Annotated in this window: 25 protein-coding genes; 9 read left to right on the plus strand and 16 right to left on the minus strand. The window is 62.7% G+C overall.

Annotated elements, in window-relative coordinates; genetic code table 11:
- Positions 1–84: 84 nt before the first annotated feature.
- Both ACYVNQ_RS15645 and ACYVNQ_RS15650 read right to left on the minus strand, forming a co-directional pair.
- Positions 85–978 (minus strand): amidohydrolase family protein, encoded by an 894-nt coding sequence (locus tag ACYVNQ_RS15645; protein WP_460903409.1) that lies wholly within the window; start codon positions 976–978, stop codon positions 85–87.
- Between the two features lie 27 nt (positions 979–1,005).
- Complete coding sequence (locus tag ACYVNQ_RS15650) at positions 1,006–1,332, minus strand: L-rhamnose mutarotase (RefSeq protein ID WP_460903410.1); 327 nt, start codon at positions 1,330–1,332, stop codon at positions 1,006–1,008.
- Between the two features lie 150 nt (positions 1,333–1,482).
- Between ACYVNQ_RS15650 and ACYVNQ_RS15655 the strand changes: the two genes are divergently transcribed.
- Positions 1,483–2,478, plus strand: a complete 996-nt coding sequence (locus ACYVNQ_RS15655) for a LysR family transcriptional regulator (RefSeq protein WP_460903411.1) — start codon at positions 1,483–1,485, stop codon at positions 2,476–2,478.
- A 7-nt stretch (positions 2,479–2,485) separates the two neighbouring features.
- Here ACYVNQ_RS15655 and ACYVNQ_RS15660 read toward each other — a convergent pair whose 3' ends face one another.
- The 6 genes from ACYVNQ_RS15660 to ACYVNQ_RS15685 form a co-directional block, all read right to left on the minus strand.
- Positions 2,486–3,268 (minus strand): SDR family NAD(P)-dependent oxidoreductase, encoded by a 783-nt coding sequence (locus ACYVNQ_RS15660; RefSeq protein ID WP_460903412.1) that lies wholly within the window; start codon positions 3,266–3,268, stop codon positions 2,486–2,488.
- A 56-nt stretch (positions 3,269–3,324) separates the two neighbouring features.
- The gene (rhmD, locus tag ACYVNQ_RS15665; protein WP_460903413.1) at positions 3,325–4,503 is read right to left on the minus strand and encodes an L-rhamnonate dehydratase; all 1,179 of its coding nucleotides are present in this window, start codon (positions 4,501–4,503) and stop codon (positions 3,325–3,327) included.
- A gap of 2 nt (positions 4,504–4,505) precedes the next feature.
- Entirely contained in the window at positions 4,506–5,882 is a 1,377-nt protein-coding gene (locus tag ACYVNQ_RS15670; protein ID WP_460903414.1) for an MFS transporter, read from the minus strand.
- A gap of 93 nt (positions 5,883–5,975) precedes the next feature.
- Positions 5,976–6,728, minus strand: coding sequence for an SDR family NAD(P)-dependent oxidoreductase (locus ACYVNQ_RS15675; protein ID WP_460903415.1), 753 nt, complete (start codon positions 6,726–6,728; stop codon positions 5,976–5,978).
- A gap of 177 nt (positions 6,729–6,905) precedes the next feature.
- A complete protein-coding gene (locus ACYVNQ_RS15680; RefSeq protein ID WP_460903416.1) occupies positions 6,906–8,669 on the minus strand; it encodes an FAD-dependent oxidoreductase in 1,764 nt (587 codons plus the stop codon).
- A gap of 169 nt (positions 8,670–8,838) precedes the next feature.
- A complete protein-coding gene (locus tag ACYVNQ_RS15685) occupies positions 8,839–9,894 on the minus strand; it encodes an AraC family transcriptional regulator (protein WP_460903417.1) in 1,056 nt (351 codons plus the stop codon).
- 423 nt (positions 9,895–10,317) lie between these two features.
- On the opposite strand from ACYVNQ_RS15685, the gene ACYVNQ_RS15690 reads away from it, so the two are divergent.
- From ACYVNQ_RS15690 to nudC, 7 genes are all read left to right on the plus strand, one after another.
- The gene (locus tag ACYVNQ_RS15690; protein ID WP_460903418.1) at positions 10,318–11,088 is read left to right on the plus strand and encodes an enoyl-CoA hydratase/isomerase family protein; all 771 of its coding nucleotides are present in this window, start codon (positions 10,318–10,320) and stop codon (positions 11,086–11,088) included.
- 2 nt (positions 11,089–11,090) lie between these two features.
- The gene (locus tag ACYVNQ_RS15695) at positions 11,091–12,320 is read left to right on the plus strand and encodes a CaiB/BaiF CoA transferase family protein (RefSeq protein WP_460903419.1); all 1,230 of its coding nucleotides are present in this window, start codon (positions 11,091–11,093) and stop codon (positions 12,318–12,320) included.
- Between the two features lie 54 nt (positions 12,321–12,374).
- The gene (gene fahA / locus ACYVNQ_RS15700; RefSeq protein WP_460903420.1) at positions 12,375–13,697 is read left to right on the plus strand and encodes a fumarylacetoacetase; all 1,323 of its coding nucleotides are present in this window, start codon (positions 12,375–12,377) and stop codon (positions 13,695–13,697) included.
- 60 nt (positions 13,698–13,757) lie between these two features.
- The gene (locus ACYVNQ_RS15705; RefSeq protein WP_460903421.1) at positions 13,758–14,123 is read left to right on the plus strand and encodes a DUF485 domain-containing protein; all 366 of its coding nucleotides are present in this window, start codon (positions 13,758–13,760) and stop codon (positions 14,121–14,123) included.
- Positions 14,116–15,705, plus strand: coding sequence for a solute symporter family protein (locus ACYVNQ_RS15710; protein ID WP_460903422.1), 1,590 nt, complete (start codon positions 14,116–14,118; stop codon positions 15,703–15,705). Before ACYVNQ_RS15705 ends, ACYVNQ_RS15710 begins: the two co-directional genes overlap by 8 nt.
- A 46-nt stretch (positions 15,706–15,751) precedes the next feature.
- A complete protein-coding gene (locus ACYVNQ_RS15715) occupies positions 15,752–16,345 on the plus strand; it encodes a DUF302 domain-containing protein (RefSeq protein WP_460903423.1) in 594 nt (197 codons plus the stop codon).
- Positions 16,346–16,479: 134 nt separating this feature from the next.
- Positions 16,480–17,418: an NAD(+) diphosphatase gene (gene nudC / locus ACYVNQ_RS15720; protein ID WP_460903424.1), complete on the plus strand. Its 939-nt coding sequence runs from the start codon at positions 16,480–16,482 to the stop codon at positions 17,416–17,418.
- Between the two features lie 64 nt (positions 17,419–17,482).
- Here the strand turns inward: nudC and ACYVNQ_RS15725 are convergent, their stop codons facing one another.
- The gene (locus tag ACYVNQ_RS15725; RefSeq protein ID WP_460903425.1) at positions 17,483–18,688 is read right to left on the minus strand and encodes an MFS transporter; all 1,206 of its coding nucleotides are present in this window, start codon (positions 18,686–18,688) and stop codon (positions 17,483–17,485) included.
- Between the two features lie 178 nt (positions 18,689–18,866).
- Here ACYVNQ_RS15725 and ACYVNQ_RS15730 point away from each other — a divergent pair, with 178 nt between their 5' ends.
- A complete protein-coding gene (locus tag ACYVNQ_RS15730) occupies positions 18,867–19,433 on the plus strand; it encodes a winged helix-turn-helix transcriptional regulator (RefSeq protein ID WP_460903426.1) in 567 nt (188 codons plus the stop codon).
- Between the two features lie 117 nt (positions 19,434–19,550).
- Here the strand turns inward: ACYVNQ_RS15730 and ACYVNQ_RS15735 are convergent, their stop codons facing one another.
- From ACYVNQ_RS15735 to ACYVNQ_RS15765, 7 genes are all read right to left on the minus strand, one after another.
- Complete coding sequence (locus ACYVNQ_RS15735; protein WP_460903427.1) at positions 19,551–20,273, minus strand: haloacid dehalogenase type II; 723 nt, start codon at positions 20,271–20,273, stop codon at positions 19,551–19,553.
- Between the two features lie 145 nt (positions 20,274–20,418).
- Entirely contained in the window at positions 20,419–20,688 is a 270-nt protein-coding gene (locus tag ACYVNQ_RS15740; protein ID WP_460903599.1) for a hypothetical protein, read from the minus strand.
- Positions 20,689–20,958: 270 nt separating this feature from the next.
- Positions 20,959–21,858 (minus strand): L-threonate dehydrogenase, encoded by a 900-nt coding sequence (ltnD, locus tag ACYVNQ_RS15745; protein ID WP_460903428.1) that lies wholly within the window; start codon positions 21,856–21,858, stop codon positions 20,959–20,961.
- Positions 21,859–21,976: 118 nt separating this feature from the next.
- On the minus strand, positions 21,977–23,017 hold the full coding sequence (locus ACYVNQ_RS15750; RefSeq protein WP_460903429.1) for a GntR family transcriptional regulator: 1,041 nt from the start codon (positions 23,015–23,017) through the stop codon (positions 21,977–21,979).
- Positions 23,018–23,107: 90 nt separating this feature from the next.
- A complete protein-coding gene (locus tag ACYVNQ_RS15755) occupies positions 23,108–24,151 on the minus strand; it encodes an alpha/beta fold hydrolase (RefSeq protein WP_460903430.1) in 1,044 nt (347 codons plus the stop codon).
- Positions 24,152–24,153: 2 nt separating this feature from the next.
- A complete protein-coding gene (locus ACYVNQ_RS15760) occupies positions 24,154–25,251 on the minus strand; it encodes a Zn-dependent alcohol dehydrogenase (protein WP_460903431.1) in 1,098 nt (365 codons plus the stop codon).
- Positions 25,252–25,288: 37 nt separating this feature from the next.
- Positions 25,289–26,113, minus strand: a complete 825-nt coding sequence (locus tag ACYVNQ_RS15765; RefSeq protein ID WP_460903432.1) for a phytanoyl-CoA dioxygenase family protein — start codon at positions 26,111–26,113, stop codon at positions 25,289–25,291.
- Positions 26,114–26,152: the final 39 nt, after the last annotated feature.

A 26,152-nucleotide genomic window follows, 5' to 3' on the forward strand; every position in this document is an offset into this window, starting at 1 on the left:
CGTTAGCGCGTGTGCCGCGTAACATGCTGCCGCGTGCCGCGTATTTCCGTTACCGCATCCGTACGTGGCGCACGTTGCGACGCGTCAGATACGGTACAAACGCTCCGCATTACGCACGAACAACGCGTCGCGCTCCGCTTCGCTCACACCGCCGACAATCGACGCATAGGCATTCCATAACGCTTCGTACGAACCGAACAATCGGTCCACCGGAAAATTCGATGCGAACATCGCACGCTCGACGCCGAACGCGTCGATCGTTTCGAGCACGTAGGGCCGCAGACTTTCGACGGTCCAATGATGATCGAACATCGCCAGCCCGCTGATCTTCACCGCGACGTTGGCGCACGCAGCAAGCTTGCGCATGCCGTCGCGCCATGCGCGATAACCGGCCACGCTATCGCGATCGACGAACATGCCGGCGTGGTTGACGATGAATTGCGTGTCCGCATGCGTGCGCGCGAGCTGCGCGGCGTCATCCATTTGCGACGGATACAGCTGCATGTCGAACGACATCTGGTGGCGGCGCAGCAGCGCGAAATTGTCGCGCCACACCGCATCGCGCATCAGGTGCTTGCCGATGTAGTCATATAGCTTGTTTTCATGTGCGTTCAGAATCTGCCGCACGCCGCGCACATTGGCGAACGCCGCATGCGCTTCGAGAACTTCCGCGGCGTTGCTGGCGGCCAGATCGACGGCCGCGACGATGCCGTTCGGCATGCCGCGCGCATCCGGTTCTTCAGCGATGCGTTGCAGCCAGCGCGTTTCGGCAACCGGGTCCGCCGGATCGTGATTTGCCTCGACGTGCACCACTTTCAGCAGTTGCACCGCCTGCGCGTCATGCAACAGGTCGTTGAGCAGATAGTCATGCCGCAGCTCGCGCGCATCGCCGACAAACGAGATGCCGGGGTTCGCCAGCCACGGATAGTGCAGCGCTTTCAGGTCCCACAGATGAATATGCGGGTCGACAACTTGCATGAAGCGTCCTCCGCCCGATGGGCGTGATCAAGCCGGAGCATCCGGCAATCGGAATAGCTGTGCGAGAGGCTGCTGGAACGGCGTGTGGTCGACGGCGGTTTGCATGATGTCCGCCATGTGATCCCACCATTTGCGCATCACAGGTAGATGCGGCAACTGTTCCGTTGTGTGATTGTCGCTGCGCGTGAGCACCGCGAACAGGTGATGCGTGGCGTCGTCGAAAAAGATCCGGTACTCGTGCACGCCGGCATGATGCAATGCATCAACCAGTTCCGGCCAGATTTGCGCATGCCGGCGCTCGTATTCTTCGCGCATGCCGGGGTTCAGCACCATCCGGAAAGCGATCGTCTCCATGGGGCCCGTCTCCAGTCGTTGGTTTCGTCCCGTTTCTGCGTGCCAGGCGTGATGCGCGATAAAGCATCTGCAGCGACTATAATGCGCGCATCGATAGCCTCTCAATCCGAAGTTGGGATTGGGCGATACAGAAACCGAATCGCACCGACCATGAGCCAGAACGCTGCGTCCATCGCCCTGATCAACCGGCTCAAATTCAAGCACCTCGCGCTGCTGGTCGCGCTCGACGACGCGCGCAACGTGCACCAGGCCGCCGATGCAATCAACGTCGCGCAGCCGAGCGCAAGCCGCATGCTCGGCGACATTGAAGAAGCACTCGGCTTTCTGCTGTTCGAGCGCAATGCACGCGGCATGCAGCCGACGCCGCTCGGCGTCGTCACGCTCGCGTATGCGCGGCGCGCGCTCGCCGAACTGAACCGCTTTGCCGAAGACCTCGACGTGAAACGCAAAGGCGGCCACGGCCAGCTGACCGTCGGCGCGATCATGGGTGCCGCACCCGATCTGCTCGCAATGGCCGTCGCCACGCTGAAAACCGAGCGGCCGCTGCTGAACGTGCGCATTCTCGGCGAAACCAGCGACCAGGTCGTGCAACTGCTGCATCGCCGCGAAGTCGATCTCGCGCTCGGCCGGCTGACCAATCCGCTGCAGCACAACGATTTCAGCTTCGAGCCGCTCGCGCGCGAAACGCTGCTGCTGGTGGTGCGCGCGGTGCATCCGCTGGCGCGGCGCCGGGTGGTGGCGCTGCCGGAGCTCGTTGAGTGGCCGTGGGTTGCGCAGCCGGTCACGAGCCCCGCGCGCGTGCTGTTCGAAGAAGAGCTCGCGCGTGCCGGCCTGACGACACCGACCAACCTGACCGAATGCGCATCGATCTTCGCGACGCTGCAACTGCTCGAACACTACGATGCGGTTGCGATGCTGCCTGAATCCGTCGTGCGCGATCATATGCGCGGCAAGCTGCTGGTCGCGCTGCCGGTCGAAATCGGCAAGAGCCTTGCGGGCTTCGGCATTTTGACGCGCAAGGAAGAAGCGCTCGCTGAACCGGCGGCGCGCTTCATTGAATTGCTGCGTCTGCATTCCGCTACGCTTGCGCGCGAAAACGAGGCGGCCGGTACGTTGGTGAACCCGCCCACTGTGCCCGCGCATTGAGCGCGCGTCATTGCAGATTCACGAACAGCCCACCGTCCACCAGCAGCGCAGCGCCTGTCACGTAACGCGCCTTGTCGGACGCGAGAAACACTACGCAATCGGCGACATCGTCCGGACGGCCCAACCTGCCGAGCGGTATGCGTTTTTCGAAGTAAGCCTGCTTCGCTTCGTCGGCGAGGTCTTCTGCGTTAAGGTCGGTAGCGATCGTGCCCGGCATCACCGAATTGCAGCGGATACCGTACGGCCCTAGCGCGATTGCGCACGACTGCATCAGCGAATGCACGCCGGCCTTGGTCGGCGTGTAGTGCGTCTGCATGCCGCCGCCCACCAGCGCGCTGATCGAACTGGTGGCGACGATCGCGCCGCCAGTGCCTTGCGCCTTCATCTGCTGCGCGGCGGCCTGTGTGACGTAGAACGCGCCATTCAGGTTCACCGCGACGGTGGTTTCCAGAACGTCCGCGGGCATATCGAGAAACGCGTGGAACGGACAGATGCCCGCGTTGCTTGCGAGCACATCCACTTTGCCGAACGCCTCGACCGTGCGGCGCACCAGCTCGACGCCGGTCGCGCGGTCCGCAACGTTGCCCTCGACTGCGATCACGCGGCGGCCCAGCGCTTCGATTTCTTCGACGACCTCGCCCACCGCGGAACGGCGCCCATACGACGCGTCGTTATCGCCCCAGTAATTGAGCGCAACGTCAGCACCCTCTGCCGCGCAAGCCACCGCGATCGCGCGGCCAATGCCACGCGATCCGCCAGTGACGATCACTGCTTTGTCTTTCAACAGCACTTGCGTCTCCCTGAAGTCCTGTCAGCGTTATTTCGTGCAATGCCGCCCGGCGTGGCTCAGTGTGGATACGGCCGCGCCAGCGCGCATTCCGGATTGAGCCGCACGCCAAAGCCAGGCGTGTCCGGCACCTTCATGCGGCCGTTCACCGGCACCGGTTCGTCGAGCAGCAGCGGCGTGAACATCGGCACCACCTGGTCGGCCTTCGGCGCCATCATCAGAAACTCGGCGAACGGCGAGTTGTGCCGCGTGACCACGAAGTGATAGCTGTACACCGACGAACCGTGCGGCACCACCAGCACGTTGTGCGCATCGGCCAGCGCGGAAATCTTGATCAGCTCGGTAATGCCGCCGCACCAACCGACATCCGGCTGGATCAGATCGCAGCAGCCCATTTCGAGCAGCATCCGGAAACCCCAGCGGGTCGCTTCGTGTTCGCCGGTGGACACCATCATGCCGTGCGGCACGTTGCGGCGCAGTTCGGCGTAACCCCAGTAGTCGTCGGGCGACAAAGCCTCTTCGATCCATTTCAGGCCGTATTCGTGCGCGCCTTTCGCGAGCTTCGTCGCGTAGGTGACGTCAAGACTCATCCAGCAATCGAGCATCAGCCAGAAGTCGTCGCCGACGCGGCTACGCATATCGGCAAGCCGTTCGAGGTTCTGCTTGAGGCCCGCTTCGCCTTCGGCCGGGCCGTGCTGCAGCGGCAGCTTGCCGCCGATAAAACCCATCTGCTTGGCGAGATCGGGGCGCGCACCGGTCGCATAGAACTGCAGTTCGTCGCGCACGGGTCCACCCAATAGCTGGTACACGGGTTCCTTGCGCACCTTCGCGAGCAGATCCCACAGGGCGAGATCGACCCCGGAGATCGTGTTCAGCACGACGCCCTTGCGGCCGTAGTAAAGCGTGGCGAAATACATCTGATCCCACATCTTCTCGATATCGGTCACCAGCTGGCCTTCGAGAAAGCGCGCCAGATGCCGCTCGACGATGAATGCGCCGATCTCGCCGCCAGTGGTCACCGCAAAGCCGACCGTGCCGTCGCTCGCTTCGATCTCGACCACCAGCGTGCCGAGCACGTTGATGCCGAACGACTGGCGGCTCTGGCGGTATTCAGGGTAGCGCGCCATCGGCGTGGCAATGTGGTCGTCGATCCAGTGGCCGTCGGCCTGATCGTGATAGTCCGCGCCGCCGCCGCGCACGACAAAGGCACGCACGTGCCGGATAGTGGGCATCGCCATGTTCAAGAGCTCCGTTGATGGGTTGTGTGCGCAACCTGGCGTGCGCGAGGGACCGGACCATCATCGGCCGGCTGGGAAGACGACCATGCCGCGCGCCCGCCGCCGCCACGCAGCAGTGTGGCGATCAGCAGCGCGGCAATGAGGCTCGCCGCGCCGAGCGCGATCAGCCCCGCGGAAGCGGACGAGAATGCGCGCTCGGCACCGGTGCGCAGCGTCGGCGCGATAAAGCCGCCGATACCGCCGAGCGAATTGATCAACGCAATGCCGCCGGCGGCCGCGGCGCCGGTCAGGTAGCGCGTCGGAAAGGTCCAGAACAACGGCTGCGCAGCGATAAAGCCGCTTGCTGCACAACACAGCGCAAACAACGCGAATAGCGGGCTATGCAGCAGACCGGACGCGCCGATGCCGAAACCTGCCACCACCAGCAGCGCAACCGCGAGACCACGATGGCCGCCGCTACGATCGGCGTAACGCGGCACGAACCACGTCACCGCCAATGCGCAAATCCACGGCACTGCCGTTACGCAGCCAACCTGCAAACCCACCGACGTGCCGAGCAAGGCTGCCACCTGTTGCGGCAGATAGAAGATCACGCCGTACACGCTGATCTGGATCAGCAGATAGATCAGCGACAGCAGCAACACGCGCCGGTCGAACAGCGCCGTGCGCAGATTGTGCGGGCCATGCGCGGCCGCGGCGCGCGCATCGTCGGCGAGTGCTGCAGCGAGGGTCTCGCGCTCGCCGGCAGTGAGCCAGCGCGCATCCGCCGGACGGTTGTCCAGATACCAGAAGGCCCAGATGCCGACCAGAGACGCCAGCGCACCTTCGACGATAAACATCCATTGCCAGCCGGCGAGGCCGAGCGCGCCATGCAGGTCGAGCAGAAAACCCGACAACGGGCTGCCAAACATAAACGCCAGCGGCGCGCCGAAATAGAACACACCGATCGCGCGCGCACGCGCGGCCTGCGGGAACCAATGCGTCAGATAGTAGATGACGCCCGGAAAAAAGCCCGCTTCGGCAACACCCAGCAAAAAGCGCAATACGTAGAAGCTTTGCGGCGAGTGCGCGAAGCACATCGCCGCAGAAACGAGGCCCCACGTCACCATGATGCGGCACATCCACAACCGTGCGCCAACCCGATGCAGCAGCAGGTTGCTCGGCACCTCGAACAGCGCATAGCCGATGAAAAACACACCCGCGCCGAACGCAAATGCGCCATTCGACAAACCGGTATCGTGCTGCAGCGCCTTTTGTGCAAAACCGATATTCGCGCGGTCGAGAAACGCCAGCACGTACATCAGCAGCAGGAATGGCAGCAGCCGACGCATCACCTTGCCGGCGAGCGCATCGGACGAAGCAGCCCAGCTTGCGTTCATGTCGTCTCCAGAACCGGCCGGTCTTGCGCCGGCGCGGAATGCCCGCGGCCGAACGGCCACGGGTTTTTGGCGTTGCTTTGGCGTTGCGACGAATCAGTACGTCGCGCGCCCGCCCGACAGATCGAATACCGCGCCGGTGCTGAACGCGCAGTCTTCCGACGACAGCCACAGGATCATCGAGGCCGCCTCTTCGGGCAGCAAAAAGCGGTTCATCGGGATTTTGGACAGCATGTAATCGATGTGCTGCTGCGCCATCGAATCGAAGATCTCGGTCTTCGCGGCGGCCGGCGTGACGGCGTTGACAAGAATGTTCTTCGTCGCGAGTTCTTTGCCGAGCGACTTGGTCAGGCCGATCAGGCCGGCCTTCGACGCGCTGTAGTGCGACGCGTTCGGGTTGCCTTCCTTGCCGGCCACCGATGCGATGTTGACGATACGCCCGTAGTTTTGCTTGAGCATCACCGGCACGATTGCGCGGCAGGTCAGGTATGGGCCGATCAGGTTCACGTCGATCACGCGGCGCCATACGTCGGGCTCGAGTTCCCACGTCGTGCCGTTGCCGCCGGTAATGCCGGCGCAATTGATCAGCACGTGGATCGCACCGTGCTCGGCGAGCGTGGCGGCCACGGCTGCGTCGACGGATTTTTCACTGGTCAGTTCGACGGTCACAGCCGATACGCTGCCCAGTTCGTCGAGTTCTTTTTTCGAGCGGGCCAGCCGCTCGCCGTCGATATCCCACAGAGAAACCGCTGCACCCGAGCGCAGCGCACGCTGCGCGACCGCATAACCGATACCGCGCGCACCGCCGGTGATGACGACGACACGGCCCTCCAGATCGATCTGATTCATGTTCGCTCCTGTACGGCGCGCTAGAAGTTGCGCGCGCTTTTATCATTGTTGCCGCTTTGTTGCTGTTAGGGCACTGCGGTCAACTATATGACGGTAAGCGATACACGAACAATCCGGGTATTGGATGGGGCGATAGCAAAAGTGGATCGGCGCAGTCGTCCCTGATGCGGACCGTCGTCATCCAGCCTGGCGCGCCTCTACAAGAAACTTGTGGATCTCGGCCACCACCGCGGCCCCTTCTCCCACTGCCGCGGCCACACGCTTGATCGAAGACGACCTGACATCGCCGATGGCGAAAATGCCGGCGACACTGGTTTCAAACGCAGCATGCCCGCACTCCGAAGTTGAACCGGAGGCCCGGTCTGTCGAAACAAAACCTTTGCCATCCACGTGCACGCCGCACTCCTTCAACCATTGGGCATTAGGTTCGGCACCCGTGAACAGAAAAAGATGGCGTGTTTCGAGGAAACGCTGCTCATCGGCGTGAACCATATTCAAGCCGCACAAGCCGTCTGCGTCGACGCATGCCGAGCGGATCTCGGTGCTGGTATGCACGGTCACGTTATCCAGCGCGGCAATACGATCGATCAGATAGCGCGACATGCTTTGTTCAAGATCTGGCTTTCTGATCAGCACATGGATATGTCTGGCGAAGCTGGACAGAAATACGATCGCCTGGCCGGCAGAGTTTCCGCCGCCCACCAACGCGATCTCCTCGTGCTCGCATACGCGCGCCTCGATCGCCGAAGCCCAGAAATAAACGCCACGGGTGTCGAGAATATCGAGCCCATCGATGTCGGGCTTTCTGTACGACGCACCGGTGGCGATCACCACGGTCCGCGATCTGATCGTGCCGCCCACCCGCAGGCAAAGTTCGAATGGCGAGCTGGAGCAATCCAGCTCGCTGACTTCGGCGGGTACGACAATCTCCGCACCGAACTTGATTGCCTGCATGAATGCACGATACGAAAGCGAGTGCCCCGAGATTCCGGCCGGAAACCCGAGATAGTTTTCGATTCGCGCGCTAGTGCCGGCTTGCCCGCCTGGGCCGCGTGCGTCGACGACGACCACCGACAAGCCTTCGGATGCCGCATATACGGCTGCAGCGAGTCCCGCCGGCCCCGCCCCCACCACCGCAACGTCGTAGACACGGGAGCCCTCGAGTTCAGGCAACAAACCCAGGCTTGCCGCAAGCTCGGCTTCGGATGGGGCAATCAACACGGTTCCGCCGACCAGCGCTACGCCGGGATTCTGTTCATTGATTTCCTGTGGAGCGGCAAGCAAGCCCGATAGATCGATCCCCGTCGTGATGTCGACGATCCGATACGGATGGTGTACGCGCCGAAGGAAGCCTTCCAGTTCAATAAATTTCGGGCTGGCCGGCGATCCGATCAGCACTGGCCCCACGCCCTGCTGCACCAGACTCACGCGGCGCAAAATAAGCGCGCGCATCATCTGCTCGCCCAGTTGAGCCTCTTCGATCAGAAGTGCGCGCAATCTGTCCGGCGGGATCAGCAGCGCCTCCACATCGGTCACCGCATAGACATCCACCAGATGCGGCTTGCCCGTCAGTTGCCCGGCCTCACCGACAAAGTGCCCTTCGCCCAGCCTCATCCAGAAGAAGATGTTGCCCAGGCCGTCGCGCCGGTCCAGATGCACGGTGCCGCGAAGCACGATACGAATGCCGCGACTCGGCTCGCCGGTACGATACATCGCATCGCCCGCCTTCAGCCGCTCGATCGTGCCAAAGCGCCTGGCCCGCGCAACTCGCTCCGCACTGAGCGGAGGAAACATTTGAGGAAGATGCTGCTCCGCTGCAACATGGCCCGACGGAACCTGATTTTCTCGTGCGGGATCGGACACGTCGATGTCCCATTCGCGGCTGGCTGACGACACGATCTTCACGTCGACGCATTGATCTTCTTCGCTCCGGTTTTTCATGAGTTCCAGTTCTGGCGGCAGAGAATTTTCGCAATCGATCTTAGCCTGACGCGATCAGGCTTGCAGACACGTCACGGCACGCCATGTCCCAGCTAGTCATCCATCGTGCTGGACGCTGAGTCCAGGCTACGTGACGATTGTTTGGCCGGGGAAATTCGATGAAAAAGCGCTACGTCGATGTCTTCTCCACGCCCTTTCGATAAAGGCTCGGTGAATTTCCAGTCCACTTCCGGAACGACCGGCGAAAGCTCGCCGCATCCGAGAAGCCGATGCGCTCGGCAACCTGATCGATCGGCAGCCGCGTGTTTTCCAGAAATTCGATGGCTAGCGTGCGGCGCACATCGTTTAGCAAGGTTTGATACGAGTAGTTATCGTCGGCCAGCCGTCGATGCAGGGTGCGCAGCGACATACCGAGTTGCGCGGCCATCTTCTCGGCAGACGGAAACACGCCCGGTGCGTTCAGACAGGCCATGCGAATTTGCCGCGGCAGTTCGGGAATGCCATCCCGCTCTTCGAGTATCCGATCGCACAGTTGCTGGCAGATTTGCGCGGTAATCGGATTCGCATTAGGACACGGACGGTCCAGAACGTGCACGTCGAAATGCCATTCCATCGTGTCGGCGCCGAACTCTACCGGGCAGTCGAACATCCTTTCGTAATTTCGCCAATGAGGCGGCGCCGGATACGCCATCACCATCCGCTTCGATGGGAAAGGCGCTTCCAGCACACGGCTGAATAGCACCGTCATCGAGCTTCGCCAGAACTCGGCGACGAACGGCAGCATGTCGCCGAGCGACGCAAGCCCGTGGCTGCTCAGAATGCCGGTATTCCCTTCGGTCGAATAGCTGATCTGCAAAACCGCGCCGGCCATCCTGACGTTTTCGACGCTGAATTTCAGTGCGTCGCCAAAGGTCGTGCTGCTGACCATCGCATAGCCGTAGATGCCGAAGTCGCTGATCCTTTGACGCGCACCCGCCAGCAATCCCACGTCGGCCCGTGTGGCAAGACGTTGCGCATTCCGATAAATCGCAAGCCGCTGACGATGTGAAATTCTCGCCTGCGAATCCTCCAGCTGGTTCGGATTGACGCCGGTGTTCGCGAACAGTTTATCTACCGAAACGCCCTCCGCGGCCAGTTCGGCCGCGAGCGCGGCGAGACCCAGAAGACTCTGCGTCGGTGCGTCGAGATCGGGGTGCAAAGGCGTGACTATTTTCGGGGGTCGCACGTTATGTCTCACTCCAGTTAGCGGAATGCTCGCACATTTTCCCAGTCTTCACCGGCGTGTTTGGCACATTTTGACGCGGCAATTGGCAGGGTTGGTCGTTGTCGTTCCACAGGCTCGCTGAGATAGTAACCACAACGGCACAAGCCCAAAAATAGACGGAGACAAGCGATGACACCTTCAGTCAATCACGCTGCAGCACGAGTGATAACCCTGATCGATGCGCGTTGCGCGCGCACGAATGGCGTAATCGGTCCCGTCGATGCGGCGCCGCAATACGCTGCGCCGCTTTGAGCGAAGGCGGCTCGCGCGCAAAGCAACCACAACACGCGCGTCAGCCGTCATTCCCCCTCGCGTGCAACGCCGCAAAAACCGCCTGATGCCGGGTGGTCTGCGCTGCCTCTATCGAATCCTGCAGAGAAAAATATGACCACAGTAAAGATTGAAATGGATGGTGCGGTCGCAATCGTCTCATTGGCCAAGCCTCCGCATAACCTGATCGACGACGCGATGATCGCGGACCTGCTCGCCGCCTATCGCGGCGTAGTGGCCGAAGGCGCCCGCGCGATCGTGCTGAAAAGCGACATGCGGCACTTCTGCGCAGGCGCCGAAATGAGCTCGTTTACCGACGGCAAGACGATGATCCAGCACAACGCGGATCAATTTCTCGAGTTCCTCGACGTGCTGGAGAACGCGCCGGTGCCGACGCTGGCCGCCGTGCACGGCGCCGCGCTCGGAGGGGGCCTCGAACTGGCGCTGACCTGCGACATGATCGTCGCCGCGGACACCGCCTACTTCGGCCAGGTCGAGAACATCGTCGGCCTGATTCCGCTGCTCGGCGGCACACAACGACTGGTTCAGCGAGCCGGCGTGGTACGCGCGAAGGAAATTGCGCTGATCGGCCGGCGGCACACGCCGGAAGCATTCGAGCGCTGGGGCATCATCAATCACGTGGTGCCCGAAGCGGAATTGCAGACTGCTGCGATGTCGTTTGCGCGGCAACTCGCGGCAGGCCCAACCCAAGTGCTCAACGGCATCAAGCAGCAGGCCAATCTGGCCGCCAACGGCGGCGTGCGTAGCGCAGACCTCGAACAGATCAACCTCAACAACATGATCTGGCAGACCGGCGACCGCGAACGGGGCTTCGCTTCGTTCTTTTCGACCGGGCCCGCCACCGCCGAATTCAAGGGAGACTGATCATGTCAGCACCGCTCGAAGGCATCCGTGTGATCGATTTCACGCGCGTGCTGGCCGGACCGCATTGCACCAAAACCCTGCTCGATCTCGGCGCTACCGTAACCAAGATCGAACCGCCTTCCGGCGATATCGGCCGCGTGAGCATGCCGCATATCGGCGACATGTCGCTGTATTACGTGCAGCAGAACGCCGGCAAGCGCAACGTGAGCCTCGATCTGAACTTCCCGGAAGCGCGCGCGATCATGGTCGATATGTGCCGCGACGCGGACATCATCGTCGAGAATTTTCGGCCGGGAACGCTGAATCGCTTTGGGCTCGGCTATGAACAGGTGCGCGCGTTCAACCCGTCGGTGATCTACGCTTCGTTGAGCGGCTATGGGCAAGCGACGTCGTGGCGAAACCGTCCGGCCTTCGCGCCGACCGTGCAAGCCGAGTCGGGACTGACCGATATCGTCCAGCGTCATTTCGGCGCGGCGCTTACCGAAGTGCGTAACGATGCGTGCAGCCATGCCGATATGTACACCGGCCTGCACGGCGTGATCGGCATTCTGGCGGCGCTTGCGCATCGCGCGCGAACCGGCGAAGGCCAGCATGTAGATGTATCGATGGCTGCCACGATGCTATCGGTGAACGAACGCGTAGGCGCGCAACTATCGGAGATCGATACGGATGGCGAACCGATCATTCTGTCGGCGCCCGATTCGCACATCTTCGATCTGGCCGACGGACGCCAGCTGACGATCGCGGGCAGCCCGATCTACACGCCGATGTTTTCGCGCTACTGCGCGATGATGCGCCGCAACGATCTGCTAAGTGACCCACGCTTCGGTACGGCGCTGTTGCGGCGGCAACACCTTGCCGATCTGCTGGCTGAAGTGCGCGCATGGATTCTCACGTTCAACGATCTGGATCTCCTGCAGACGCAGGTGAGCGAAGCGGGCCTCGCCATTGGCGTAGTGCGCAGCGTCAACGAGTTCGCCGAATCTGGCTGGGTGCAGGAATGGGGTGCGCTAGTCGATGTGGACGATCGATCTGGCGGTACGACCCGCATGCCTGGTGCGCCCTGGCACTTCAGCCAGTCCGAGTTGCCGCAGCCGGGCAGTCCCGCATTCCAGGGCGAGCATAACGCCGAGGTGCTCGCCGAGCGCAATCTGAGCGCGGCGGCGATCCGGGATCTGCAGGAACGCGGAATTCTGCTTAGCAGGCAAGGCCCTACGCGACCGTTCGACTAAGCACGGATGCCATCACGAGAACGCGCCCTGAACCTCGCCTGAATCGAGACGACCATGCATCCCACCCTGAATCACACTCACGATCCCGCCGCCCGCAGTTGGGTGAAGTCCGCCGATGCATTGACGAGCGACTTCCCGATCCAGAACCTGCCGTTTGCGGTGTTCCGCAGAAAGCATTCCGATGAAGCGTTTCGGGGCGCGGTCGCGATCGGCGACCAGCTCGTCGACGTCGCCGCATGGGCGTCCCGTTTCCATCTCGATGGAATAGCAGCCGACGCTGCGCGAGCGTGCGCGCAGCCCGTACTCAATACGTTCTTCTCGATGGGCCCGGCCGCATGGAGCGCATTGCGACACGCGCTGTTCGCGGCACTCCACGAGCACGCGCCTTGCGAAGATCGCGCGGTGCTAGAAGCCTGTCTGATCCCGCAAGCGGAAGTGGAATACAGCCTGCCTGCGCAGATCGGCGATTACACCGATTTCTATACCTCGATTCATCACGCGACCAACATCAGCAAGCTACTCGGTCTAAGCGGTGTCGGCGCGAACTTCAAATCGATACCCATTGCCTACCACGGCCGGGTGTCGAGTATCGGCCTAAGCGGTCAGCAGTTCCATCGGCCCGCAGGCCAAATCCTGCTTCCTGGCGAACAAGCCCCGATCTTCTCGCCATCGCTAAAGCTGGACTACGAACTCGAACTCGGCATCTACATCGGACAAGGCAATGCGCCTGGCGAGCCGATCGAACTGGATCACGCCGACGCTCACGTATTCGGCTTGTGCCTGCTCAACGACTGGTCCGCCCGCGATATCCAGGCGTGGGAGATGCAGCCGTTAGGCCCGTTTCTGGCAAAGAATTTTGCCACCACCGTTTCGCCATGGATCGTGACCATCGAGGCGCTCGCCCCTTTCAGGCTTGCGCTGCCGCGGCCGGAAACGGATGGAAAACCCCTGCCTTATCTGGACTCGGACCGCAACAGCACGACCGGCGCCATCGATATCCAGCTGGAAGTCGCGATGGAAACGGCTCTGCACCGCGCCGCGCATCTGCCGCCGTCGTCGCTCTCTCTCACCAGTTTCAGGCATCAGTACTGGAGCATCGCGCAGATGGTCGCGCATCACGCGGTAGGCGGCTGCAATCTGCGTGCTGGGGACCTGCTTGGCAGCGGCACCATTTCGGGTCCGCTGAAACGGGAAGCGGGCGCGCTGATGGAACTGGCACGCAACGGCAAGGAGCCCGTCACGCTGAGCACGGGTGAGAACCGCAGTTATGTCGAGGATGGCGACGCCATTATCCTGCGCGGCTACTGCGAGAAACCGGGTCATGCACGAATCGGCTTTGGCGAGAGCCGCGGCGAAGTTCTGCCGGCAAGACGCTAGCGATTACGTCGTTAGACGTCTATCACGAACCTATAACAGAGGAGACCCGACATGCACTCGATGGAATCGATCAACGCGGAGTTCGAGCGGCAAAACGCGAAAAAACGACGGTCGTCCGGCTTGTCTGTCGTCGAGAAGACCGAGGCGCTTGCGAAGCTGCGCAACCGCTTCGTATGGTCATTGCTTAACACGTCTTTAGGCGTCTATTTCGGCCTGTTGATCGCAGTGCTGGAATTTCCCGGCGCGATGTCCTTGTCCGTCTACGGTGAGCTCAACCTTGGCTTGCTCGTGGTCGTGGTTCAGTTCGCGCTGACGATCGCCACTTTCTGGGGCTATTGTGCGTGGGCCGAGCGAGCCTACGACCCACAAGCGGCCGAACTGCTGCGCAGCGCATTGGCACAATCGAACGGTGACGGCCATGAATGATCTGATCAGCCATGGCGGGCTCAGGATCATCGCCTTCGTGGGCTTTATCGGCCTGAGCCTCGTTCTGACCGGGTGGAGTGCACGCCGCTCGCGCAGCACCTCCGGCTTCTTCGTGGCAGGACGCAACCTGTCGCCATTTCAGAACGGCCTCGCACTGGCCGGAGACTTCATGTCTGCCGGATCGTTTCTCGGCGTGACCGGGCTCGTCGCGCTGTTCGGCTTCGACGGCATCGTGTATCAGGTCGGCTTTATCGCCGGCTGGATCATGATCATGCTGATCGTCGCCGAGCCGCTCAGAAACTGCGGCAAATACACGCTCTCCGATGTGGTCGCGCTGCGTTTGCGTAGCCGCGGCGTGCGCGCGGCCACCTCGGCTTCTTCGCTGTTCATTTCGTTGGCGTATCTGCTTGCGCAACTGGTCGGCGGTGGCGCGCTGGCGAGCCTGCTGCTGCCGATCGGCACCAACGCTGCCATCGTGCTGATCGGCGTGCTGATGATCGCGTATGTGCTGTTCGGGGGCATGGTCGCCGCAACGTATGTGCAGATCGTCAAGGCTGTGCTCGTGTGGGCTGCCGGTGCGGTACTGGTGCTGCTTGCTCTCGCGCATTTCTCCTTCGACTTGGGCGCACTGTTCAACAAGGCACGCCTGTCGTCGCTGCATCCGGCGCAGTACTTCGTGCCGGGCGGCTACTTCAAGGATCCGCTGGATACGCTGTCGCTTGCGCTCGCGCTTGCGTTGGGCACAGCAGGCCTGCCGCACGTGATGACGCGGTTCTACACCGTGCCGTCTGCCGTCGCGGCGAGAAAGTCCGCGAAGATCGGCCTGATCGTGATGATCTCCTTTGCGATGATGATGATCGTGCTCGGCTTTTCCGCCACCGCGATCGTAGGACCGGCAGCGATTCTCGCCACACATAGTTCGGGAAACAGCGCAATCACGCTGCTCGCCACCACGCTCGGCGGCGGTGCGGGCTCGGCCGGCGGCGAACTTCTGCTCGCGTGCGTGTCGGCGATCGCCTTCGCAACGATTCTCGCCGTCGTGTCGGGCATCATGATCTCGTCGGCCTCGACCATTTCTCACGACATCTTCGGCCAGCTCTTCCCGGCATCATCCGGCAACAGGGAGCGCCGCCAGGTCGTGATCGCGAAGATCGCCACCATCGTCTTCGGCATCGCCGCGATGGGACTCGCGCTGCTCGTCAAGACGTTCAATGTGGCGTTCCTCGTCGGGCTCGCGTTCGCGATCGCCGCGAGCGCCAACTTGCCCGTGGTGCTTTTCTCTATGTACTGGCGGCGTTTTACGGATCGAGGCGCAGTGGCAGCCGTGCTTGCCGGCACCTTCTCTTCGATTGGCCTCGTGCTGATCGGGCCCGCCGTCATTGGCGCGAAAGGCATCATCTTCAAGGACGTCACGCCACCGTTCTGGCTGTCGAATCCCGGGCTCTTCAGCATTCCGGTGGGTTTTATCGCGGGCTGGATCGGATCGGTGACGACACGTGAGAACGCCAGCGACGCTTCGTTCGACGCCCAGCAATTGCGCATGCTCAGCGGTCTCGGCGCGGAAGCCGCGTCGGAACACTGACGTTAAACAGAACAATCGACATACCTGTCTTACATGGAGACATCAGGTGATCAAGTTACGTACCGCAGTTTCACAATTTGCATGGTCCACAGCCGCCGTTGTTTCGCTCGGCCTGAACGTGTTCTGTACGCCTGCGATGGCGGCGACCGTCGAAGTATCTGAAACGAAGATCATCGTCGATCATGTCACGGTCTCCTCAAGCAAACCCTACGCAGCGGTCAAACAGGAGCTGGAGAGCCGTCTCGGTCGACTCGACGATCATATCCGCACGCTGCTGAAGGAAGACAAGATCGACGAATTGCGTGCCGCCGTTCAGAAAGCCGCCGGCAAGGACGGCCTGGTGATTCACTACATCGGCATACATGGAGACTGGCTGGCCATGAAAGGACAGCGTAAGAACGGCACCGAGTATTTCACCGGCAACGTGCTCACCGCGGTTGAAATGACCAGCGTCAATATGGCGGCCGGACTGTATGCGCCGTTGCGCATCATGGTCTACGAGAACGCACAGGGCGGCACGACCATCGAATACGACAAGCCGTCGACGCAACTCAGCCAGTTCCACAGCGCCGCGATCGACGTGCAAGGCCGTTCGCTCGACGACCGGCTGGCGAAACTGTGCGCGTCGGTATTGCAGTAGGCGTGGCCGGCCGGATCTTCTGACAGGCCAACGCCCGGTTTCTCCGGGCAGCCTTGCTCGACGAGTCATCAGTGAAGCGCCTGCCGTATGCAAGTCCTCATGCCATACTTGCGTACCCACTGCCTATGACACTCATGACTCACGCTCCCGCCCCTACTGCCATCGGTTTCAATTTCAATCCGCTCGACCGGCGCTCCGACAGGCGCGATGACGAAGCGTTCATCGACGGCTTGCGCAGCGCGCCGACCGCGCGCTTCTTCATTTTCGACGCGGACGTGCCGCTGCTCAAACGCATCGGCGACACCTTCGACCCGTGGTTCGTCGCCGATCAGGCGGCCGCCTTCGGCGAGCCGCTGCAAAGCATCTTTCTGGGCGAGGCCGCCGACGGTAGCGGACGCTTCGCGCTCGGCTTCAAGCGCAGCGAGTCGATCGACGAAACACTGTACGCGCGCATCGACGTGCGTTCGATCGCGCTGCAAGGGCTATTCGAAGCCGAACTGCTCGGCATGCTTGGCGAAGCGAAGTCGATGCTCGACTGGCATCGCCGGCACGGCTTCTGCGCCAATTGCGGCGCCGTCAGCCGCGCGACGGCCGCCGGCTGGCAACGTGTGTGCGATAGCTGCGGCACACGCCATTTTCCGCGGGTGGATCCGGTCGTCATCATGCTGACCATCGACGGCGAGCGCTGCCTGCTCGGCCGTCAACCGCAATTCGCACCGGGCATGTATTCGGCGCTCGCCGGTTTCATCGAGCCTGGTGAGACGGTTGAAGATGCAGTGCGCCGCGAAGTGTTCGAGGAAGCACACGTGCATTGCGCGCAAGTCGTCTATTTCGCGTCGCAGCCGTGGCCGTTTCCGTCGTCGTTGATGATCGGCTGCTTTGCGCGCGCAAGCGATACTGAAATCGTGGTCGACAAGACCGAACTCGAAGATGCCCGCTGGTTTTCGCGCGACGAAGTGGCGGCGATGCTCGCAAACACGCACGCCGATGGGTTGTCGGCACCCAAGCCGTACGCGATTGCGCACCATCTGCTGCGCGCTTATGTCGAGCACGGGCCTGCGCTGGTAGCGTAGCCCGCAGGATTGGCGCGGCGCATGCGCGCCGCGCCAATCGAGCCATTGCACCTCTTACGCCCTCTTACGCGGTACCCGATTCCGGCAACGCGTGCCCCCGTTCCGCCCCGGCCCGCGTTGCCGCGCGCCGCGCGATCAGCCGGTCGGCCACCTGCGAGAACACCAGCGAAACGCCCATGAAACACGCGGCCAGCAGGCCCAGATGATATTTGTCCAGATACGTGATGGCGAAACCGCCAAGCACGCCTGAAGCCGACACCCCCAGATAGATCCCCGCCGAATTCAGGCTCATCAGCAGCGCGCCCATCGACGGAAAGATATGCAGCAGCCGGTGTTGCTGCGGCACCAGCAAACCCCATCCGCACACACCCCAGACGATCAGCGCGACGAGGGTGGTTGCCATATGCGCGCTGGTAAGCGGTAGCAATGCAAAATTGATCACGCCGACAACCAGCACCGTATTGATCACGCGACGATTGCCGAATGCATCCGTGAAACGCCCGGACAGCATGTTGCCGGCGGTCGCCGCGATGCCCCACACCACCAGCAGCGCGGCCAGCGTATTGCCGTCGCCGTGCGTGACACGGTCGAGCGTTACGCCGATATACGTGTAGACCGTAAACGCACCGGTGTACGCGAACAACGTGGTCACCAACGTCCATGCAACGCGCGCATCGGCGAGCGGCGCGAGCCGCTCGCGCAAGCTGACCGCAGGCGGCGCGCTCACGTACGGCAGCAGCGCCCACACGCCCAGCCCCGACGCGGTGCCCAATGCGGCGACGAACCACATCGTCGCGCGCCAGTCGCCGAGGCCGCCGATCACCGTGCCGAGCGGCGCGCCCAATGCGGTTGCGCTGGACAGCCCGGCAATCACGATCGCCAACGCGCGGCCGCGCTGTTCCGGCGCCACGATCGACGCACCGGTCGCGGTGGCGGTCGGACTGAACATCGCTGCGCCCAGCCCCGCCAGCAAGCGGCTCACGAATAACAACGGCAAGGTCGGTGAAAGCGCGGTCAACACGTTGGCGACGACAAATACCACCATCCCGCTCAACAACAATTTCTTGCGCGGCCAATGCGCAAACAGCGTCGCCACCACCGGCGAAAGCAATGAGTAAGAAATCGCGTACAGCGTCACCATCTGCCCGGCGATCGCCACTCGCACGTTCATCGAATGAGCGACGAGCGGCAGAATGCCGGCGACCACGAAACTATCCGTGCCGATTGCAAAGGTGCCTAGCGCCAGCACCAGAAGACGGCGGTCCACCATGAAAACACTCCTGTGGCCCGCATGCGCGAACCCGAAAAGCTGCAACACAGCCAGCCGAAATACAAATGAAAGGACCTGCGAGGCGCGCCGCATACGGGGCCCACCCTCCAAGTTTCGTCACGCAACTATACACACTCCGAGTTTCGTGACGCAACCTCAAAGTGATACAATTCGGCCCATGTACAGAAAAAGCCTTGAAGCCATCGATTGCTCTACCGCCCGCGCGCTCGACCAGGTCGGCGAATGGTGGAGCCTGATGCTCGTGCGCGAGTGCCTCGCGGGTACGAAGCGCTTCGACGATTTCCAGAAACGTCTCGGCATCGCACGCAATGTGCTGACAAGCCGCCTCGCACACTTGTGCGAGCACGGCATCATCGAGAAAACGCCGTTAGACGGCAGCGAACGCTTCTTCGAATACCGGCTCACCGCCAAGGGCGAAGCGCTTTATCCGGTGCTGATTGCGTTGTTGCAATGGGGAGATCGCTGGACGGGCAGCGGCAACGGTGGCCCGATCGAACTGGTCGACCACCAGACAGGCGAGCCGATCCCGACGATGGGACCGCGCTCGGCAGATGGGCGCGCGCTGGGGCTCAGGGATGTGCGTTACGAAGCGCGCGAGCACGCGAGCAAACAGACGCGCAGAGTGATCGCGCAGCGCAATCGGCACGTGCTGGGTATCGACGATGCTGCGGCTGCTGCGGGGGAAGACGCGCAGGACGATGCGGAAGAAAACCCGCCGCGCTAATGCGGTTGAGGTTGAGGCGGTTAAGGCGGTTAAGGCGGTTGAGGCGGCTAAAGCAGTTAAGGCAATGAAGGCGCAGCGGACAGCCAGACACCGCTGGCAAAAGCCGCCCTGCTTGCGTTACTGCAAGAGCTGTGCGGCCAGATCGATCAGATCGCGCGACTCGAAATCCCACGCTTGTTCTGCGTGTAAATCGGTGGTTTGCGCGGTGCCGTGTTCGGTGGGACGTCGCACAAAGGCTGTTTTAAGACCGCAGCTGCGTGCCGCGGCAAGATCGTTATTGTGAGCCGCAACCATGCACACCTCGGCCGGTTGCAGCCCGAGAATCTCGACAGTTTGCGTGTAAACCTGCGGCGACGGCTTGTACCCGCGCACCACTTCAGCACCGAGAATCGTATCCCACGGCAAGCCGGCGCGTTTCGCCATATCGACCATCAAACGGATGTTGCCGTTCGACAGCGGCGCGACGATGAACTGCTGTTTCAGGCGTTGCAGACCTTCGACGGAATCGGGCCACGGGTCGAGACGGTGCCAGCATAAATTCAGTTCATCGAGTTCACGAGGGTCGATCGAACCGGTATCGACCTTGCACCCCTGCAGCGCTTTTTGCAGATTTTCCCGGTGCAGCACGTCAAGCCGCACGAAAGGCCGCCGGCCGCTGCGCACCTCTTCCATCGCCGGCATGTATTCACGGCGCCATGCATCGGCAAACTCGAACGCATCGAGATGACGCGCGTGCCGCTCGAGAAACGGCTGGGCATCGCGTGCCACGCCGCTGCGCCAGTCCACGACCGTGCCGAAGGTATCGAAAAGAAGCGCCTTGATTGGCGTGGTGTTCGTCATGTCGTTGCTCCGCAGTGCGACGTTCGTCTCACGGCGAGTCTAAACGATCGTGACGCAAGCGGCACAAGCGGCACACAGGCATGCAATGCGGTATGCCGTGTACGACGGGTTGCACAACACACGATACAACGCGCAGTGCAACGCCTTAGCGATAGCCCACACGTTGCGCGGCGGGCAACATCTCGTTGCGAATCAGCGCCTGCAGGTCTTCGCTACTGGGCCGCGTGCCCCAGTTGCTCGCGCCCGCCGCCGATGCAATCGCCACCCACGAATGCGGTGGATACCATTCCTGCACGATCGCGCCATCCTCGCGCAGCAGCAGTTGCCCGGTCTGATCGCTGTATTCGGCAGACACCGTCCTGCCGTTTATCTGAACCGTGACGCTGCGGCCATTGCTGGACTGCTGTTCCTCCATGCCCGAAATTTGCTGATCTGCCAGCGAGCGTTCATGCGAAGGTGCCATGCCGGTAGCCTCCTTGTGACGGTGTTCGTGGCGGATGCGGTATTGCGTCGATGCTCGCAAAGACACAGGCAAGACGCCCGCAGCATGACAGATGCGCGTGCGCCGCTGCCGCACCCGGCGGCCTCGTCGCACTATATTGAAGTTGCCTCGCGCAGGATGTGTCGTTGTGTAAGTAAATGTAGGCGTTAGCCGGCAGCCATGCGGGTTGCTTTGTAAGCCTGCTTACGATTTCTTCGGCAACTCGATGCCCGGGAAAATATTGATCACGGCGGAATCGTCCTCGCCGCCATGCCCAGCGGTCGAGGCCATCATGAACATCTGGTGCGCAGCCGCCGAAAGCGGCAGCGGAAACTTCGACGCGCGCGCCGTATCGAGCACCAGCCCAAGATCTTTGACGAAGATGTCAACCGCGGAAAGAGGCGTGTAATCGCCCGCCAGAATATGCGGCACGCGATTTTCGAACATCCACGAATTGCCGGCGCTGTGCGTGATTACGTCGAACAGCGCGTGCGGATCCACGCCTTCGCGCAAGCCGAGCGCCATCGCTTCCGCAGCAGCTGCGATATGCACGCCTGCCAGCAGCTGGTTGACGATTTTTACCTTCGAGCCGATGCCGTGCGCGTCGCCGAGCCGGTACACCTTGCCGGAGATCGCTGCGAGCACGTCCTCGCAGGCGGCATAGGCAGCGGCCGGGCCCGACGTCATCATCGTCATTTCGCCCGAGGCCGCGCGCGCCGCGCCGCCGGAAACCGGCGCATCGAGCATCAGCAGGCCCGCGGCCTCGACACGCTTGCCCAGTTCGACCGCGAACGACGGCGATACCGTTGCGCACGCAAGCACGACGCCGCCCGCTTTCATTGTGCCGACTGCGCCGGGCTCATCCGGCGTGCCGAACAGCACGGCCTCGGTCTGCGCCGCATTGACGACCAGCGTCACCACGACTTCACACTGTGCGCCAAGCTGTGCGGGCGAAGCACACGCGACGCCGCCTTCGGCTGCGAACGCTTCGAGCACGGGCGCGCGCACGTCGCATGCATGCACATCGAAACCCGCACGCAGCAGCGAACGCGCGACACCCAGACCCATCGCGCCAAGACCGATCACGCCTACCTTTCTGGACATATACGTTTCTCTCTATGGATGGAAGCGCCGGGCACGGGCACATGCCGTCCGGCTAGCGGAAATAAAGCGCGGAAAAACCGCGACAAAGCGAGGCAAGCCGTCTTTGCGAGCCTGCCCGTCATGCATCATGATGGCGGTCGACCTGCGCGATCTGCGTCAGATACGCGGGCAGCGGCGGCTGCTTCATACGCCGCACGATCTCGAAGCGCAGCATCCAGCGCGTATCGCCTTCGCGGATATGCTCGTGCAGCAGTTGCGCGGCACGCTGCGCATCGCCGGCGAGCAGCGCGTCGACGATCTGCAGGTGTTCGGTGAAAGCATCGTTGATCAGTTGCATCGGAATCTGCAGGTACGGGTCGCCCAGATAGCGGGTCGGTACGAACAGCACATGCGTGCGCGCCAGTGCGACCGTGATCTCCTTGTTCGGACAATGCGCGAGCAGATCGATATGCAGATCGGTCTCGGCCTCGTCCATTTCGGCGGCGCCGCGCTGGTCGTGTGCGATCTGTCCGGTGAGTTTGTCGCGCACCGTCTGCAGCCACGCGTGCGGCACGTGCGGCGCGGCGTGCAGCAGCGCGGCCGGTTCCAGCAGGCGGCGCATTTCGAACAGATGCCCGATACGCTCTGCGGTGACCTGCTCGGCCACCCAATGGCCGCCCCGGTCTTTGGATAGCGTGCCGACGCTGTGCATGCGCGCCATCACGCCGCGTGCGACGGTGCGGCTCACGTCGAAGTGCTGCGCGAGCCGCTCTTCGGTGATGCGCACCGAGCCGAACAGCACGCGCGTGCATAGTTCGCGTTCGACCGCCGCATACATGCGCTGCCATTGCGGCGCGCTGGCCAGCTCGACCTTGTCGAGCACGGCAACCTTGCCGGCGGCGCCCGCCTCGGCATGACCGGCCACCCGATAACCGCGCCCTTCGCATTCGACGAGGAACTGATCCGCGCACAGTGCGGCAAGCGCGATGCGCGCCGGCGAGCGGCCGATGCTGAATGACTTCGCGACCTGCGCTTCGAGCAGTCTCGCGCCGGGCGCAATGCGGCCATCTGCGATCATGTCGCGCAGCAGCTCATAGGTGCGCTGCTGGATCGAGCCGCCGGCGTCCGGTTCGGGGGCGGCGGCAATGGCAAGGGCGGTAGTGTCGGACAGCTGGCTCATGAGGGTGACCGTCGTCGGGTAGCCCGTAAACGATACTCCGGCGGCTACGCGGCGTACAGCTTCGGACCGCGGCGCGCGGCCGCGCGGGGCCTATGCAATGAAGCGACCGATTGCGTCGTTGAGTTGCTGCGCCGCTGCGGCGTCGGCTTCGGAAGCCATCAGGTGGCCGCTGTCGAATGGCAATTGCAGCAACGTGCTGCCGGGAATCTGCCGCGCGGCCCAGATACCGTCTTCGACCGGGTTGTAAAGATCGATGCGCGGCACGCCGATCAGCGTGCGTGCAGTGATCGACGCAAGCGCGCGCGCCGTGTCGCCGGCAAAGCCTGGTGTGTGCCCGACATCGTGCGCGTCGTAGGCCCACGACTGGTAGGTCCAGTCGAGCGGATCGCATTGTTGCGCGCGCCACCATTGCGTGCGGCGCGCGAGCCAGTCGGTCACGCCCGGCGGCTCGGCTGCGTCCTGCGCGATGTCTTGCGCAAAGCGTTGCGGCGTGCGCATCGCCAGCACGTGCATTACCGTCACCCATGCGGACCAGTCGGGTGCGCCGTCGCCATCGAGCGGCGCGTTGGTCAGCGCAAGGCGGCCCGCATGGTTGATCGCCTGCGCCCACGGCGCGGTTTTCGCCATCGGTGTGAGCGCAACGATGTGCGACATCAGGCCGGCATACGACACGCCCCACTGCAGCGCCTGCATGCCGCCCATCGACGCGCCCATCACCGCCTGCAACGCGTCGATGTGCAGATGCTCGAGCAGGCGCTTCTGGCTGCGCACCATGTCGCGAATCGTGAAGCGTGGAAAGTGCCGGCCCGCTTGCGTCGCCGAGTTGGACGGCGAGCTGGACAGCCCGTTGCCGAGCGCGTCGATCACCAGCACGGTGAAACGTGCGGGATCGAATGCACGCGCTGCGCCGATCAGAAAATCGAGCCGGTGATGGGTGCTGCCGATCGCACACAAGCCGAGAACCACTGGTTTAGTGCGAGCGCCGCCAACGTCATCGACATCCTCGTCGCCGTGCATCACGTACGACACATGCAGATCGTCGATCTGCTCGCCCGATTCCAGCGCAAAACGACCCAACGCTGCGCTTCGATGCGGCACATCGATCCAGCCCGGTTGCAGTGGCGGATGGCGCATCGTCAGAACTCGATCACGGCGCGAATGTCGTCGCCCGCCGCGAGGCGTTCGAGACCCGCGTTTACGTCGGCCAGCGTGAGCGTCGACGTCACGTATTCGTCGAGCTTGAGCCGGCCTTCGAGGTAGGCCTCGGCCAGCGCCGGAAAATCGCGGGCCGGCTGCGCGCCGCCATAGCTCGAACGCACGATGTGTTTCTCGCCCATCAGCGAGCCCCAGCGAAACGGCATTTCGTCGTCGGCGGGCAGCTTGCCAAGCCATACCACTTGCCCACCCGGCCGCACCAGTTCCACGCTCGCGCGAAACGCAGCGGGATTGCCGGCAGCCTCGAATACGTAATCGGCACCGCGTGCGCCGGTCAGCTCCGCATGCGCAGCGGCCAGCGTATCGTCGGCCATCAGCGTATGCGTCGCGCCGAGCGCCGCAGCCAGTTCGAGCTTCGCGCGCTGCCGGTCGACCGCGATCACGCGCGCCGCGCCCGCGAGGCGCGCGCCCTGCACCGCGGACAAACCGACCGCACCGCAGCCGAGCACCGTCACCGTCGCGCCCGCTTCGACCTTCGCGACATTCGTTACCGCACCGACGCCGGTCATCACGCCGCAGCCAATCAGGCATGCGCGGTTGAACGGAATCTCGCGCGGCACGCGCAACGCGCACGTTTCGCTAACCACGCACAGTTCCGCGAAACTGCCCGAATACATCAGTTGATGCACCGGCTCGCCACGCCGCATCAAGCGCGGCAAGCCATCGAAGTGAAACGACTGCGCCGCGCGCTCGCGATACGGCTGGCACAGGATGTTCAGCTGACGTTTGCAGTAGAAGCACATATTGCAGTGCGGGTTCCACGAGGTCACGACATGGTCGCCCGGCACCACGGCCGTCACATCCTTGCCGACCCATGCGACGACACCCGCGGCCTCATGCCCCGGCACCATCGGCAGCGGCGTGCGCAAGTCGCCGCGCACCGCTTCGAGATCGGTGTGGCACAAACTGGTTGCGCGTACGCGCACGACCACGTCGGTGTCCGTGAGGCCGGTCAGGTCCAGAGATTCGATCTGAAGCGCACCGCGCGCTTCGAACAGTACCGCGGCATTGAAAGACAAGTTGGATTCCGTAATCGTTGGCAACAGCGCGTTGGCATCAGCGCTGCTGCGCCGCGCCCTTGTACAGGATGTTCATGTTCCGCTCGCCGATCTTCTGATGCAGCGCGACGAACGCCGGTTCGAGTTCCGCGGCCGGTGCCGGTTCGTGCTCGAAGGTGTTGAACGTATCGACGCCGCGCACCAGGGTCGCGCTATCGTCACCTTCGAGCTGCTGCACATAAGTGGGAATGTAGCGAATCGCGTAGCCGATGCGGCGTTTGGCCGAAGCGTTCGGCGGCGAGCCATGCACGATGCGCACGTGGTGCAGTGACATCTCGCCGGGCTCGAGTTCGATCGACACCGCCTGCGACTCGTCGACGTCGACCGCCACTTCCTGGCCGCGCGTCAGCAGGTTGTGTTCGGAGAAGGTGTCGCGGTGCGGAATCTGCTCGAGCAGATGCGTGCCCGGAATCACCTGCATCGCGCCGTTCTCGCGCGTGCTTTCCGACAACGCAACCCATGCGGTCACCACATCCGGCTTCGACAACCCCCAATACGTCGAATCCTGATGCCACGACACGTAAGCGGGATCGTTGCCATTCTTGATAAAGAAGCTGCTCGCCCACGCCAGCAGGTTTTCGCCATACAGGTCTTCGATCGCATTCACCACGGCATCGCTGCGCACCAGCTGGTTGAGCCATGGAAACAGCAGATGGCTCTTCACGTTCAGCGCCTTCTTTTTCAGCGGGCTATCCGAATGCTCGAAATCTTCGAGGCGTTTGCGCAGCTCGAGTGCCTGCTGCGTCGACATCACGCGGATCGGCGCGACATAGCCGTGCTGGTGGAAATGCTCGATCTGTTGCGCAGACAAGGACTTCGGCATGCCATTCCTCCATTGAGAATCTGAATCTGCAAATCAATC

This window comes from Paraburkholderia jirisanensis (assembly GCF_054782355.1).

What these genes read in the sequence shown, in the direction of transcription:
- ACYVNQ_RS15680 (WP_460903416.1), bottom strand. Translation starts at nt 8,669, where the DNA reads ATGAAAAACCGGAGCGAAGAAGATCAATGCGTCGACGTGAAGATCGTG.
- fahA (WP_460903420.1), top strand. Translation starts at nt 12,375, where the DNA reads ATGCATCCCACCCTGAATCACACTCACGATCCCGCCGCCCGCAGTTGG.
- ltnD (WP_460903428.1), bottom strand. Translation starts at nt 21,858, where the DNA reads ATGTCCAGAAAGGTAGGCGTGATCGGTCTTGGCGCGATGGGTCTGGGT.
- ACYVNQ_RS15730 (WP_460903426.1), top strand. Translation starts at nt 18,867, where the DNA reads ATGTACAGAAAAAGCCTTGAAGCCATCGATTGCTCTACCGCCCGCGCG.
- ACYVNQ_RS15740 (WP_460903599.1), bottom strand. Translation starts at nt 20,688, where the DNA reads ATGGAGGAACAGCAGTCCAGCAATGGCCGCAGCGTCACGGTTCAGATA.
- ACYVNQ_RS15675 (WP_460903415.1), bottom strand. Translation starts at nt 6,728, where the DNA reads ATGAATCAGATCGATCTGGAGGGCCGTGTCGTCGTCATCACCGGCGGT.
- ACYVNQ_RS15655 (WP_460903411.1), top strand. Translation starts at nt 1,483, where the DNA reads ATGAGCCAGAACGCTGCGTCCATCGCCCTGATCAACCGGCTCAAATTC.
- ACYVNQ_RS15735 (WP_460903427.1), bottom strand. Translation starts at nt 20,273, where the DNA reads ATGACGAACACCACGCCAATCAAGGCGCTTCTTTTCGATACCTTCGGC.
- rhmD (WP_460903413.1), bottom strand. Translation starts at nt 4,503, where the DNA reads ATGGCGATGCCCACTATCCGGCACGTGCGTGCCTTTGTCGTGCGCGGC.
- ACYVNQ_RS15725 (WP_460903425.1), bottom strand. Translation starts at nt 18,688, where the DNA reads ATGGTGGACCGCCGTCTTCTGGTGCTGGCGCTAGGCACCTTTGCAATC.
- ACYVNQ_RS15710 (WP_460903422.1), top strand. Translation starts at nt 14,116, where the DNA reads ATGAATGATCTGATCAGCCATGGCGGGCTCAGGATCATCGCCTTCGTG.
- ACYVNQ_RS15645 (WP_460903409.1), bottom strand. Translation starts at nt 978, where the DNA reads ATGCAAGTTGTCGACCCGCATATTCATCTGTGGGACCTGAAAGCGCTG.
- ACYVNQ_RS15690 (WP_460903418.1), top strand. Translation starts at nt 10,318, where the DNA reads ATGACCACAGTAAAGATTGAAATGGATGGTGCGGTCGCAATCGTCTCA.
- ACYVNQ_RS15750 (WP_460903429.1), bottom strand. Translation starts at nt 23,017, where the DNA reads ATGAGCCAGCTGTCCGACACTACCGCCCTTGCCATTGCCGCCGCCCCC.
- ACYVNQ_RS15670 (WP_460903414.1), bottom strand. Translation starts at nt 5,882, where the DNA reads ATGAACGCAAGCTGGGCTGCTTCGTCCGATGCGCTCGCCGGCAAGGTG.
- nudC (WP_460903424.1), top strand. Translation starts at nt 16,480, where the DNA reads ATGACTCACGCTCCCGCCCCTACTGCCATCGGTTTCAATTTCAATCCG.
- ACYVNQ_RS15705 (WP_460903421.1), top strand. Translation starts at nt 13,758, where the DNA reads ATGGAATCGATCAACGCGGAGTTCGAGCGGCAAAACGCGAAAAAACGA.
- ACYVNQ_RS15650 (WP_460903410.1), bottom strand. Translation starts at nt 1,332, where the DNA reads ATGGAGACGATCGCTTTCCGGATGGTGCTGAACCCCGGCATGCGCGAA.
- ACYVNQ_RS15755 (WP_460903430.1), bottom strand. Translation starts at nt 24,151, where the DNA reads ATGCGCCATCCGCCACTGCAACCGGGCTGGATCGATGTGCCGCATCGA.
- ACYVNQ_RS15765 (WP_460903432.1), bottom strand. Translation starts at nt 26,113, where the DNA reads ATGCCGAAGTCCTTGTCTGCGCAACAGATCGAGCATTTCCACCAGCAC.
- ACYVNQ_RS15695 (WP_460903419.1), top strand. Translation starts at nt 11,091, where the DNA reads ATGTCAGCACCGCTCGAAGGCATCCGTGTGATCGATTTCACGCGCGTG.